At 64.2% G+C, this 14,083-nt stretch carries 6 protein-coding genes; 4 read left to right on the forward strand and 2 right to left on the reverse strand.

The window, feature by feature from the left end; all coding sequences use genetic code 11:
• The first annotated feature begins 49 nt into the window (after positions 1 to 49).
• Positions 50 to 1,324: an MXAN_5187 C-terminal domain-containing protein gene (locus FIV42_RS11060; RefSeq protein WP_141197744.1), complete on the forward strand. Its 1,275-nt coding sequence runs from the start codon at positions 50 to 52 to the stop codon at positions 1,322 to 1,324.
• 243 nt (positions 1,325 to 1,567) lie between these two features.
• On the forward strand, positions 1,568 to 3,067 hold the full coding sequence (gene hflX / locus FIV42_RS11065) for a GTPase HflX (protein ID WP_222615433.1): 1,500 nt from the start codon (positions 1,568 to 1,570) through the stop codon (positions 3,065 to 3,067).
• Between the two features lie 308 nt (positions 3,068 to 3,375).
• On the opposite strand, the gene FIV42_RS11070 is transcribed toward hflX, so the two are convergent.
• Positions 3,376 to 5,136, reverse strand: a complete 1,761-nt coding sequence (locus FIV42_RS11070) for an FHA domain-containing protein (protein WP_141197746.1) — start codon at positions 5,134 to 5,136, stop codon at positions 3,376 to 3,378.
• A gap of 374 nt (positions 5,137 to 5,510) precedes the next feature.
• Between FIV42_RS11070 and FIV42_RS11075 the strand changes: the two genes are divergently transcribed.
• Positions 5,511 to 9,251 (forward strand): serine/threonine-protein kinase, encoded by a 3,741-nt coding sequence (locus tag FIV42_RS11075; RefSeq protein ID WP_141197747.1) that lies wholly within the window; start codon positions 5,511 to 5,513, stop codon positions 9,249 to 9,251.
• Here the strand turns inward: FIV42_RS11075 and FIV42_RS11080 are convergent, their stop codons facing one another.
• The gene (locus FIV42_RS11080; protein ID WP_141197748.1) at positions 9,252 to 12,311 is read right to left on the reverse strand and encodes an FHA domain-containing protein; all 3,060 of its coding nucleotides are present in this window, start codon (positions 12,309 to 12,311) and stop codon (positions 9,252 to 9,254) included. It lies immediately after the preceding gene.
• 193 nt (positions 12,312 to 12,504) lie between these two features.
• Between FIV42_RS11080 and FIV42_RS11085 the strand changes: the two genes are divergently transcribed.
• Positions 12,505 to 14,079, forward strand: a complete 1,575-nt coding sequence (locus FIV42_RS11085; RefSeq protein WP_141197749.1) for an FAD-binding oxidoreductase — start codon at positions 12,505 to 12,507, stop codon at positions 14,077 to 14,079.
• Positions 14,080 to 14,083: the final 4 nt, after the last annotated feature.

A 14,083-nucleotide genomic window follows, 5' to 3' on the forward strand; every position in this document is an offset into this window, starting at 1 on the left:
CGCGTTGGTAAATTAGTCTACGTGGGTGCGTTTGCAAAGAGGGTCCCGTATGACGCCGAAGGACGAGTTGTCGTCGTCGCATTTTGACGCCAAGCTGAGCGAATTCGAAAAGAAGCTCGAGCGGTTATACCGCACGTACGAGCAGTATTTTATCGGCGTCGAGAAGCGCCCTCCTCACGCCCAGCGCCGCGAGGTGGTGCGGATGTATCGGGAGCTCGAGCAGCTACCGATGGTCAAAACCGCCATCAAGTTCCGCTTCCGCAGCCTCGTGCAGCGTTTCAACAGCTACAAAGCGTACTGGAACCGCACCGAAAAGCAGATCGAAGAGGGGACCTACCACCGCGACCTGGCCCGCGCCAAGGCGCGCCAGCAGCGCCGTCAGGACCAAGAGCAGCGCCACGAGCCCGAAGAGCGCAGCGGCCAAGCCGAAGACGGCGCCTTCGAGATCGACGACCTCGACCTGGAGAATCTCGATCTGGGCAGCATGGAGGAAGAGCTCCAGCAGATGGACCAGCGCGGTGAGTTCGAGAAATACGTCGGCACGCAGAAGATGAAGCGCGACGGGTTTCCCGAAGATGAGCAGCGCGGCGGTCAAGCTCCCAACCAGGAGTTCAAGCCGGCGCCGCGCGGCGACGGCAGCGGGCGGCCCCCGCAGCGCGGGCGCCAGGGAAGCAGCAGCTGGGAGCGCCCGAAGGTCGACGAGAACGTCAAGCAAAAGAAGCTCGCCGAACTGCAGGCCAAGCTCGGCCTGTCGACGCGTGGCAACCAGTCCAGCCAGCCCAATCAGCCCAGCCAGCCCAATCAGCCGGCCCAGGGCGGCAACAATCCCTTCGAGCGCAGCGCCGAAGGTCCCACGCAAAAGGCGCGCCCCGAAAATCCCTCGGCCCCCAGCCGCGGCGCCGACATGTCAAAGCTGCGCAAGCTTCGTCGCGCCAAAGAACGCCTCGAGAAAGAAAAGCAACAACGCCGCTCGGCCCCGCAGCGCTCGAGCGCCAACCGCAGCGTGGCCAGCCAGGCGCGCAGCAACCGCGACAACAACAGCAGCCGCACCACCGGCTCCAACCGCGTCATCCGGCGCAACTCGAGCGCCTCGGCGGGCAGCGGCGGCTTCAGCGAAGAGAAGTCGCGCAAGATCTACAACAACCTCGTCGAGGCCAAGCGTCGCTGCAAAGAGGACACCAGCAACCTCAATTACGACACCTTCAAGCGCACCATGGAGAAGCAGCGCAGCCAGATTCAGAAGAAAAAAGGCGCGCGCGACGTCGATTTCAAAGTGGTGATCAAGGACGGGCGAGCATTTTTGAAGCCGGAGACCAAGAAGTGATTCGTGAAATGCTCCGGCCCTAAACCTTGTTATTGATACGACGTAAGACTTCTATAACCGACAACAACGGAGTCAACAATCGGACGCAGTGTTCACGGAGACCTAAGTGGCCTCAAAACGAGCGAGAAACGTGCGCTCGAAAAGCTCTACCGGCGCCAGATCAATTCGGCGGCGCCGATCACTCAGGAATTCGCCGACCGTCTGGCCAACATCTCCAGGCAGCTCAATCGAGTTGTAGCTGTCTTGGTCGACCGCACAGGCGACGTCGAGTGGGTCATGGTCGGTGACGCCGACCGTGTCTACCTGCCCGATATCGGCCGCCAACGTGCCGCCTCGGACCGCTTTCGTGGCATCCGCCTCATCCGCACCAGCCTCGACGGCAACGGCAACAAGGTCGAGTTGTCGCGCGACGACCTGACTGACTTGTCGAAGCTGCAGCTCGACATGGTCATGACCATCTCGGTCAGCCCCAGCGGCGAGGCCGGCGCGACCAAGTGGGCACACCTGCTGCCCGAGAACCCCGACGACAAGATCTGGGAGATTCACTCCGAAGAGCGCCCCTACGACTGCTTCTTCGACTTCGAGCAGTTCATTCGCGAGCTCGAGAGCGAGTTCCAGCGCAAGGCCGACGCGCTCATCAAGACGGGCCAAGACCCGGCGCTTCTGGTCTTCGTGGCCACCCCCGACGGGCGCGACGAGGAGATCGAGATCGCCGAGCTCTTGGAGCTGACGCGCACCGCCGGCGTCGAGGTGGTCGACACGATCATCCAGCGCCGCACGCGGGTGCACCCCAAATACGCCGTCGGTAAGGGCAAGATCGAAGAGATCACGCTGCGCGCGCTGCAGCTCGACTGCGACCTGGTCATCTTCGCCCAGGACCTGACGCCCGGCCAGCTGCGCGCGATCACCGACGAGACCGACTTGAAGGTGATCGACCGCACCCAGCTCATCCTGGACATCTTCGCCCAGCGCGCCAAATCGCGTGACGGTAAGATTCAGGTCGAGCTCGCCCAGCTCAAGTACAACCTGCCGCGTCTGCACTCCAAGAATACCGGCATGAGCCGCCTCACCGGTGGCATCGGCGGGCGAGGCCCGGGTGAGACGAAGCTCGAGATCAACCGGCGTCGCGCTCACGACAAGATCCGCGACCTCGAACAAGAAATCGAAAAGCTCAGCCAGCAGCGCGAGATTCGGCGCAAGCGCCGCAAGCGCGCTAATATCCCCATCGTCAGCGTGGTCGGCTATACGAACGCCGGGAAATCGACGCTATTGAACGGGCTGACCGAGTCGCGCGTCCGAAGCGAGGACAAGCTCTTCGCCACGCTGCGCCCGACGACGCGCCGGCTGCGCTACGGCGACCGCGAAGAGATCATCTTGACCGACACCGTCGGTTTCATCCACGAGCTGCCCGAGGACCTGGTCGCCGCCTTCAAGGCGACCCTCGAGGAGCTCGACGAAGCCGACCTGCTCTTGCACCTGGTCGACATCTCCAACGAGAACTTCGAGGAGCGCATGGAGGCGGTCAACCGCATCCTGCGCGACATCGGCCTGGAGGACAAAGAGCAGCTTCTGGTCTTCAACAAGATCGACCAGGTCGAAGACAAGGTCGTCGACGCCCTCTCCCGCCGCTTCGAGGCGATCCCGATCACCGCGCTCGACCTGAGCACCGCCGAGCCCTTGATCGACGAGATCGAGAGCCGCCTGTTCCGCCAACAGCGGGCGCGGGCCTACAGTCAGGCGTAGGAGAGCCAAAAAGCTAAAGAGCCAAAAAGCTAAAAAGCTAAAGAGCCAAAAAGCTAAAAAGCTAAAGAGCCAAAAAGCTAAAAAGCTAAAGAGCTAAAAAGCTAAAAAGCTAAAAAGCTAAAGAGCCAAAAAACTAAAAAGCTAAAGAGCCAAAGAGCCAAAGAGCTAAAAAGCTAAAAAGCTAAAAAGCGACATGCCTTCGGGCCTGTCGCTCTTTGACTTTTTTACTCTTTGACTTTTTTACTTCTTTACTCTTTCACTTCTTTACTCTTTCACTTCTTTACTCTTTCACTTCTTTACTCAAGCACTCACTCACACCCCAACTGCTCCATCTGACGCTGCACGGCGGCCGCGTTGCCCGGGTTGGTGCCCAGGTAGCGCTTGAAGTTCGAGCAGGCTTTGCCGTTGTTGCCCATCTGCTTGTAGGCGATGGCCAGGATGCGGTAGCAGCCGCGGTAGCCGCCTTTGAGCGCCTTTTTGCAGTCTTGGATGGCGCCGGCCGGGTCGCTCTTGAAGATCTTCTTTTGAGCGCTGCGGTACAGCTCTTTGGCCTCTTCGGGGCTCACGCTGGGGCGCTTGGGAGGGCGTCGGGACGAGCTGCCGCTGTTGCGCGAGCTGCTCGAACCCGAGTTGCTCGTGGTCGTGTTGGAGGCGACCTTCTTCTCGGCCTCGTCGAGGCGCTCGAGCAGTGACTTGGCGCCCTCGTGCTCGCCGTCGTACACCAAGACCTCTTCGACCAAGGTGCGCGCCGTCTCGGCGTCGTCCTTGTCCATCGCTTCTTCGGCCTGAGCGACGGCACCGTCGAGCGCCTGCTCCATCAAGCCCTCTTCGGTGTAGATCGTGTGGAACACCGAGTGCTTGGGGATTTCGCTGAGACGCTTGAGCGCCTGGGGGAAATCCTTCGATTTGATGTCGTCTTTGGCCGCCTGGTAGTCCTGCTTGAAGGGGCGCTCGGTCTTGGCGCTGCCCATCAGCTCGGCGATCTTGTCGTTCTGCTCGGGGGTCGGCTCGAGGTATTTTTTGGCCGACTCGAGGGTGCCGATCGCTTTGTCGAGCTCCCCGTCTTGGATCTTTTGGCTCGCCTCGGCGATCGCCTGGCTGACCTTGTCGTCGGCTTTCTCTTCGGTGGGCGCGGCCTCGGCGTCCTCTTTGGCCGACGTCGGCGCGGCCGGCGCGCCTGTGCCGGCGCCGTTGTCGGCCACGGCCACGGCGTCGTCACCGCCGGGCTCGGCCGACGGGGTGCCGTCGTCGCCCATCAAGAAGAAGATCGCGCCGCCGACCAACGCCGCCACCACCAGCACCGCGGCGATCATCATGCCGTTCTTCGAGCTGCTGCTCGAGCCGGAGTCGAACTCGACGTCGTCGAGGGTAGGCTGGGGCGTGAAGACGTAGTTTTCGCCGGGCTCGACGAAGCGAAACTTGACGTGGCCCAGCTCGATGACGTCGCCGCGCTTGATGTGCACCGCGCGATACTGCTCACCGCTGACCGACACGCCGTTTTTGCTGTTCAAGTCGACGATCTGGTACTTGCTGCCCTGCTCGCGCAACACCTTGGCGTGCTTCTGAGAGACCGAGCGGTGGTCGATGATGATGTCGCAGTCTTCGCCGCGACCGATGATCATCTCGTTTCGGTTCAGCGGGAACTCTTGGCCGGCGAAGTTGCTCGAGATGACCACCAACTTGGCGGGCATCGCCGGCAGGACCTGCGTCCCCTCGCTCTGTTTTTTGGTCTTGGGCTTCTGGGCGGGCTTGGGCGGCTCGCCGGGGGCCTTTTCGGGCTTTTTGGCCTTCAGAGTCAGCTTGTAGTCGCCGATGGCGACGATATCACCGGGCGCAAATTCGGCCCGCTGATCGATCTTGACCCCGTTCTTCTTGATACCGTAGCGCGCGGCCACTTCCTCGACGTACACGCGTCCGTTCTCGCGCAACACACGAGCGTGCTTGCGCGACACGTTGCGCTCCGTCAGGCGAATCGTGTTGCCTTCTTGGCGGCCAATTGTGATTTCGTCTCGGACGATGGGGACGGTGCTTTTGCTTCCCTCATCATCCGCGATGACCAGCTTATACATGCAAGATCCCTTCGAGCAGGTCGCACCCACTGGAGCATGCCAGGGGCTGCCCGCGCGGTCATCCGCGCACACTTCCGTCACTCAGGATACCGCTCATGCGCGGCCGCGCAACCTCCGAAGCCGCATTTCGGCCTGTCGGGCCAGCAAATGGAGCTGAGAACAGTTCTCCGTAGTACTATCACAGGGTACACGATCCTGCAATTTTTGGAACCGGCGTCTAAACCGCCTCGCCCCCCAAACCCCTAGACCCCAAACCCCTAGACCCCAAACCCCTAGACCCCTCTGCCTTAATAGCCTATAAATGGACTGTCGGGATCAGAATCCGTACCCACTCTAGAAATCGCCCTTTTCGCGTTTGCGCTCACCGTGTGGCTATGAGCTCCAAGCAACAAGTACCACAGCTAAAGCCGGGTGATGTCGTCGCCGGACGTTTTCGCATCGTCGAGCGCATCGGCTCGGGCGGCTTCTCGGTGGTCTACCGCGCCCACCAGGAGGCGATGAACCGCTTCGTGGCGCTCAAGATCTTGAAGCCGGCGGCCTCGAGCGACGAGAAAATCGTCGAGCGGTTTCGGCGCGAGGCGCTCTTTGCAAGCCACCTGTCGCACCCGAACACCATCTCGCTGTTCGACTACGGCCATACCGACGACGGGCTGTGCTACATCGCCATGGAGTTGCTGCACGGCACCGATCTGGCCGAGGTGGTCCAGACCGGCAAGCCCATGAAGCTCGAGCGGGTGTGGAATATCTTGGTGCAGTGCTGCCACAGCCTGGCCGAGGCGCACCGCCTGGGGCTCGTCCACCGGGATTTGAAGCCCGAGAATATCTTCTTGGTCGAGCGCGACGGCCCCGAGCTGGTCAAGGTGCTCGACTTTGGCGTCTCCAAGGCGATCAACAACTTCGCCAACGCCGGGCCGCGCACCATGGCGCCGCTGACTCAGGAAGGCACCGTCTTCGGCACGCCCTTGTATATGGCGCCCGAGCAGGCGATGGCCGAGTCGATCAGCCCTGCGGTCGACGTCTACGCGCTGGGCCACATCGCCTTCGAGATGATCACGGGCAAGGCGGCCTACGGGGATTGCACCAACGCGATGGACGTGATGCTCAAGCAGATCAACGATCCGCCGCTGGTGCTGCCAGATCCCTGGTCGCAGACGCCGTTCTCCCCGCTGATCACCAAGTGCACGCTCAAAGATCCCGACGAGCGCATCGAAGACGCCACCAAGCTGCGCGAGCACCTGCTGCACGACGCGTTCCTCCCCTACATGGACGAGCAGAGTCGGCCCAACCGCACCCGCAGTTTGCCGCGGGTGAACACCGTCGACGGCGGGCCGCCCTCAGCGCATTATACCGTGCCGCCAGAGTCGACCGAGGAGGTCGAAGAGGTCTATCGCTGGGAGCTCGACGTCCTCGACGAGGCGCTCGCCGAGGTGCGCCAGGTCCAGGAGATGCGGCTTGTGATCGTGCGCGGCTCGCCGGGCACCGGGCGAAGCAACCTGCTGCGCGCCTTTTTGAAGCGCCACCGCGGCGACGACGGCTGCGTCATCGTCCATCGCCAGAGCCACAACGAGCAGAACCAGGGCGAGTCCGACAGCCAGAGCGCCGGGCTGGAGACCGATCTGGCGTGCGTGACCGATGATGCCCTCGAGGGACGAGGCGTCTCCGAGCTCAAGCGAATGCTCCACCAGCACTACGATCACGAGCGCGGCCGCTCGCCCGACGGCGATCGGGTCGACAGCGATTCGGCGCCGATCAGCGCGCTGGGCGCCCAGCGCGACAACTTCTTGTCGCGCATCACCGGCCCCTTTCGCGACGCGTCGGAGCGCGGAGTGCTCGTCTGGGGTGTCGAAAACCTCGAAAAGATCGACACGCTCACCCTGGCGTTCCTCGACCACTTTTTCCGGGATCTGAAGAGCAACCCGGCGCCGATCCTCATCGTCGCCACCGTGTATCCCGACGACCTGATGCGCCGCCCCGGCCTGCTTCGCTACACCCAGGAGCTCCTGCAGGCGACCAAGCCGCTGGCGCGCCAGTTGTCCCTGGTGGCCCCCGGAGAGCGCAAGGCCGGTGACAACGCCACCGGCGCCCCCCGCCCGCCGACCGACTACCCGACCGAGACACCCGGCTCGGGCTCGTTCATGGGCGACGAGCTGCCGACCCTGCAGGGCAATGGCCTCGACGAGGAGAGCCAGCCGCAGTCGATCGAGCTGTTCGACGAGCTCGACGACGACAAAGAGCAGGCGCCCAAAGAGCGCGACGAGACCGATATCGCCTTCGACACGGTGCTCGGGTTTTTGGCCGAGCTGGGCGACGAGGTGCCCGACGACCTCTGGAAACTCGCCCGCGCACGCGTGCTCCCCTCGATGTTTATGGCGCTGGCCGACTTCATCGTCGACCAGGCCGAGCGCTTCGGCATCATCCAGCGCCGCGGCGAGACGATTTGCTTCGCCCAGCCCGGCTTCGCCGAGGAGATGCGCGAGAGCTTCGACGAGCTGGTCGACCCGGTGCCCACACACCTGGAGTTGGCCGCCCTTCTGCTCGACCATTACGACTCGCTCGATCGCGAGCAGCTCAACACGGTGGTGCGCCATCTGCGCAGCGCCCAGGCGCCCTACGAGGCCATGGAGCTGTTGATGCAGGCCGGCGAAGAGGCGTATCGCTCCTTCGACCTCGACTCGGCGCGCGAGTACTACCTGCAGATTCGCCAGCTCATCGACGACCTCGACAGCGGGCGCATCCACGCCGGTGGAGGCGCCGAGACGGGCAACGACTTCGAGCAAGCGCGCGTCTGGGTGCGCCTCGGCGAGATTCACGGCGCGCTGGGCGAGCACGGCGCCGCCGAGGACGCCATCAACAAGGCGCTGCTGCCCGACTCCGACGCCACGCCCGAATTGCGCGGGCGGGCCTACAAGATCTTGGGCGATTTGGCCGTCTCCCAGGAGCGTTACGAGAACGGCAAGACGCACTACCGGCACGCCCGCGACAGCTTCCGCGAGGCCGGCCACCCCGGCGCCTTCGTCGCCGCGATGGGCGCCATGGGCCACTGTGCGTTGATGGAAGGAAAGCCCAAAGAGGCCGAGGAGATCTTGAGCGTGGCCCTGGAGCGCGCCTCCAGGCTGCAAAACAACGTGCTCGGCGCCCGCCTGGGACGCTTCATGGGCCAGGTGCTCATGCGCCAGGCACGCTTCGACGACGCGGTCCGCCACCTGGGCACCTCATTGGGCACCTTCGAGCAGATCAACTCGCGCAAAGAAGTCGCCGAGACGCTCGCCGAGCTGGGACAGGCCGCGTTCGCCGCCACCGACTTTAGCGCCTCGCGCGACTACCACGAGCGGGCGCTGACCGAAGCCGCCTCGAATCACGTCGTGCTCCCCGAATCCCCGCACCTGGGGCTGGGCCGCGCGTTCTCGGCGCTGGGCGACACCGAGCAAGCGACCGCGCATCTGCGCCGCGCCGTCGACGAGATCGCCGTGTCGAGCGACCGCCTTCAGGAAGCGCGCGTGCGCTTTCATATCGGCGACGTCGACCTGGCGGCCGGCCGCTTCGGCAAGGCCCTGGAGCATTTCCTCAAGGTCGAGGAGACCGCCAAAAACGTCGGCCACACCGAGCTGTGGCTCGAAGCGTCGATCCGTCGCGCCTACCTGTCGTTCGACTCGGGCGACTCGGCCGACGCCTACGAGCAGCTCAGCCAGACAATGCAGTTGGCCGAGTCGCTGGGCGACGCCGGCGGCGAGCTGCGCGTGCGCGCCCACGTCATCTACCTGCAACTGCTCGAGCACGACTTCCGCACCCGCGGGGCGACCTTCGCCTCGCTCATCGACAAGAGCAAAGAGCGCGGCTACACCCGCGCCCGCGTCTTGTGCCAGTACTTCAAGTCCGACGTCCACGCCGCCCACGGCGAGGCCGACCAAGCGCTCGCCCTGCTCGCCGAAGCCCGCATGGGCGCCGCCGAGCTGCGCGACTACGCACTCTTGCTCCCCATCGAGCGTCGCGTCCGACTGCTCGAGCGCAGCCTGGGCAAGGCAGCCGGCGAGGCCGATGATGGTTTCGCGATCGGAGCTTTGGTGCCGCCGGAGGTGGGAAATCGGCGGTTCAGTGAAGGTCGCGTGGGACGTTGACTACATCCCCCACCACTTCTCCCGCACCCGCAAGAAGCCACACACCCCGCCGAACAACACCACCGTAAACCCACCGAGCACCCCTAGATCGACGCCGAGCGTCATCTCGCGCTCGCCGATGAAGCGATCCAGCGGGTTGGGCGGCGGCGGCGGCGCGGGCACGCCCGGCATGGGCGGCTTGGGGAGTTCGTCGGCCGAGATCTCGTAGGCGTCGGACTGGTGCTCGGTGTGCAGCATCGCCTCGAAGCCCCAGCGGGTCACCGTCGTGTGGCTGGCGGCCTGCGTGGGCGCGTTCATCTTGTCGATCGGCATGATCGCCCCGCCCAAGATGACCTGCGGGATGAGCAAGATCGGCACGAGCGCGATCGCCGCCTCGGTGGTGCGCACCAGCGCCGAGAGCATCAGACCCATGCCCAGGCCCGCCAGCGAGCAGAGCCACAAGACGCCCAGGTGGACGAACGGATTGCCCCAGAAGTCGAGCACGAAGTAGGTGATCAAGAGCAGCATCAGGCACTGCAAAAAGCACAAGAAGCCGAGCACGGCGAATTTGCTGCCCGCGTAGGCCAGAATCGACAGGTTGACCATGCGCTCGCGCCGGTAGATCGCCTGCTCGCTGACGATCTCGCGCGCGGCGTTCGAGCAGCCGAACCACACTGCGGCGACGACCAGCAAAAAGAGCGCGAACGGCATGAACTGCAGCCGGCTCATCACTCCGCCCGTCTCGCTGATAAAGACCAGGTCGAGCAAGATCGCCACGATGGGCGCCTGCACCAGCAAGATGGCCGTGCCGACGTGGTCCTTGAGCTTGATGGTCAGGTAACGCCTCGACAGCGTCAGCCACTGACGAATGCTGAACCGCGGCGGCTTGCGCTCGCTCGAGCCGGTCAGGTTGACCCCTTTGCGGTTCTTGCGGCGCTCGCTGACAAACTCCTCGTGATAGCGGCTCTGTCGGTAGCGCGCCGCGAAGGTCTCCATCGGCTCACCGGCGCGCTTGGCCTGCATCAGCGGGCGCATGCACGAGCCCGGGTCGGCCAAGATCTCTTCGGCCTCGGGGGTGTTCGGCTTGACCTCCGAGTTGAAATAAAACATCGAGTCCGGATACGCCGGCCCGTAGTAGACCTGCTCGCCGTCGGCCAAATACAGCGTGTTGTCCATCATGCGATAGACCTGCTGGGACGGCTGGTGGATGGTCAGCAAGATCGTGCGTCCGCCGTCGGCGAGCTTGCGCAGAAGCTTCATGACGTTGGAGGCGTCCTCACTCGCCAGGCCGCTGGTGGGCTCGTCCAAGCACAGCAAGCTCGGCTCGGTCAGAAGCTCGAGCGCCAGGTTGACCCGCTTTCGCTGCCCGCCCGAAATCCCCTTTCGCTCCGGAGAGCCGATGAGCACGTGGCGGGTGTCCTCGATTTCGAGGTCGGCCAAGATCTTGTCGATGCGCCCGTTGATCTCCTCGTCGGTGGTGTCGGGCGGCAGCCTGAGCTTGGCGGTGTAGTAGAGCGCCTCGAAGACGGTCAGCTCGCTGTGAATGATGTCTTCTTGAGGCACATAGCCGATCGCGCCGCGGTAGCGGTCGTAGTGGGTGCCCAGGTCGTCGCCGTTGACCAGCGTGCGCCCATAGTTGGGGCGCAGGTAGCCGATCAGCGCCATCAAAAGTGTCGTCTTACCGGCGCCCGACGGCCCCAACAGGCCGACGAACTCGGTCGGATAGACCGTAAACGACACCCCGTCCAAGATGCGCTTTTTCTGCTCGCCCTCGCCGACCTCGACGCGAATATTCTCGGCCTGCAGCAGGATATCGCCGCGGTAGCTCTTCTGGATGGTGCCGCGGGCGAGGTCGAGGCGAATGGCGTACGAGCCGAAACTGATCGTCTGGCCCGGCTCGATCTCGACGCGCTCGATGCGCTTGCCGTCGACGAAGGTGCCGTTGGCGCTTCCCAGATCTTCGAGGAAGACGGCCTCGTCGGTACGCACGATGCGCGCGTGGTGCCGCGAGACCTGGGGGGCGTCGAGGACGACGTCGTTCTCGGGGCCGCGGCCGATAGTGACGACCCGCTGGTCGAGCGGCAGCCCCACCTGGCCGGCGTGGGTCGACTCGCGGTCGCTGTCGATAAACTCGCGCACGCGACTGACCGGAAAGCGGTAGCTCCCCAAAAAAAGCACGTCGTTATCGGTGACGAACGCCTCGTCCACACGGTTGAACCGGTCGTTGACGAAGGTGCCGTTGGCCGCGCCGAGGTCTTCGACTCGCCAGCCGCTCTGCACGGGCGTCAGCTTGCAGTGGTGCCTCGAAATCTGCGGGGCGTCGAGCACGATGTCGGCGTCGGCCTCGCGGCCGATGACGATCGCCTTTTGCCTCTGCACCGCCGCCGAAGGCACCGCCTGAAGCGCTTGCGTCTTCTGCAAGTCGTCTTCGGCGGGCTGCAGGCGCTGGGCGAGCTTGGCGTCGAAGACGAACTGGTAGCTGCCCAGCCCGATGCGGTCGCCCGGTCGGATGCGCGCGCGGTCGACCTGATGGCCGTTGACGCTGGTGCCGTTCGTCGAGTTCAGATCTTCGAGAAAGTAGCGATTGTCATACAGCCCGATGCGCGCGTGGTGCCCGGAGACCTGCGGCCGGGGGATGACCAGGTCGTTGTCGTCGGCATAGCCGATGCGCAAAATCGTGGCCCCGTCGGGAATCGAGGGCGCTTCGTCGGGCGTGGGCAGCGGGAACTTGCCGGCGAGCTTCGTCTCGCCGGTGACGTCGGCCTTGGGCATCGCCAACGTCTTGCCGCGCTGACGCTCGGCGACTGCCGTCGGCTGGGTGGCGGCCGCCGTGTCGACGTCGATGGCCGCGTCGCTCGGCTCCTGTCCCAACCCCCGCGGCTCCGACCCTCGCTGCCCCAGCATTTGAGCGGTGATTGCCCGGCGCATCTGGGTCGAGGCCAGCTCGCTTCGCCGCGCCTCGGGGCGCGTGGTGTCGGCGTCTTGCTCCTGCAACGCCGGCAGCGTCAACCCGCAGTGCTGGCAGACGACCTCGTCGGCTGGATTTGACTTCTCGCAATTTGGGCAAAGGCTCGTGGACATGGTGGTCTAGGAATACCTGACGTGGGGCCTCCGGGACAAGGATGGAGGCACTGCACAAAGACGGGAGCCCACCCTGCGATGGTTCGTCGGTGAGGCCAAAAACGCAAATGTTTCGCTTGTGAGTAACACTATGCGCACTATATACAAAATGCACCCGTTTTTCGGACTACAACTTGGGAACCTGTGAGGAGCCATGAAGTCAGTGCAGTATGATGGCGCAATCTACTCAGTTCAAAACCACGAGTCGGTGCTCGACGCGCTCTTGCGCGGCGGCGCAGACGTCAGCTTTTCGTGTCGCAAGGGGTCGTGTCAGACGTGCCTGCTACGCGCGGTCGAAGGCGAGCCGGGGCCCGACGCCCAGAAGGGGCTTCGCCAAGAACTCGTCGACTCGGCGCACTTCATGCCCTGTGTGTGCCATCCTGACGAAGACATGGTCATCGCCCAGCCCGACCTGTCGCAGATGTTCATGCCGGCGATGCTCTCCGAGCGAACGCAACTCTCTCCCAGCGTCACCCGCCTGCGCATCGAGCCGGCGCGCGACCTGAACTGGACGCCCGGCCAATATATCAACCTGCGTCGTGACGACGGGCTGATGCGAAGCTACTCCATCGCGAGCATCGCCGAGGTCGACTACTTCTTGGAGGTGCACGTGCGCCGGGTCGACGACGGCCAGATGAGCCGCTGGATTCACGACGAGCTCGCCGTCGGCGACTTCTTCGAGGTGCAGGGCCCGCTGGGCGCGTGCACCTACCGCGAGGAGTTCGACGGGCGCCCGCTGATCTTGGTCGGCACGGGCACCGGCATCGCCCCGCTATACGGAATCACCCGCGACGCGCTTCGCCACGACCACGAGGGCGAAATCTGGGTCTACCACGGCGGCCGCACGATGGACGACCTGTACCTGCACGCCGAGCTCGGCGAGCTGGCCGACGAGCACGACAACCTGCATTACGTGCCCTGCTTGTCGGGCGACGACGTCCCCGAGGGGATCTTCGCCGGCCGGGTCACCGACCGCGTCTTCAAAGAAGACCACCCCGACGCCGCCGGCCACGTGCTCTACCTGTGCGGCAACCCCGACATGGTCTACGACGCGCGCTACTACGCCATCGGCGCCGGCGTCGCCCGCGCCGACGTGCTCGCCGACCCGTTCGAATCGGCCTACCCGTATATGCCCGACGATGACGCCAAGCTCGAGGCGATCGCCCCCGATCCCGAGCTGTGGGAGGCCCTCGACAAAGGGCCCAAGCTGCGCGCCATCCTGCAGGACTTCTACGAGGCCACCTACGAGGACCCGCGGCTGAGCCCCTTCTTTCACAACGTGACCATGCAGCGGGCGATCTCGAAGCAGTACGCCTTTTTGGCCGAGGTCTTCTCGGGCGAGGACAACTACTTCGGGCTCAACCCGTTCAACGCCCACCACTGGATGATCATCAGCGACGAGCTGTTCGACTACCGCGAGGAGCTCTTCGAGGCGAGCGTGCGCAAGCACGGGCTGCCCGAGCACCTGGTGCGCCGGTGGATGGCCTTCCAGGAGTTGTTCCGCCGCGAGATCGTCAAGTCGACCCAGCGCGGCCTGATCATGAACGGTGTGGAGCACAAAAAGGAGGGCTTCAGCGTCGAGGAGATCCTCATCGCCACGATCTGCGACGGCTGCATGGGCGAGATCAACGAGGGTGACACCGCGCGCATGCACAAGCGCACCGGCCAGCTCTTCTGCACAGAGTGCGCGGCCACAAGCGCCACCAACGAGGTCGGCGCGCCCGCCTAAACCG

This window comes from Persicimonas caeni (assembly GCF_006517175.1).
Lineage (GTDB): Bacteria > Myxococcota_A > Bradymonadia > Bradymonadales > Bradymonadaceae > Persicimonas > Persicimonas caeni.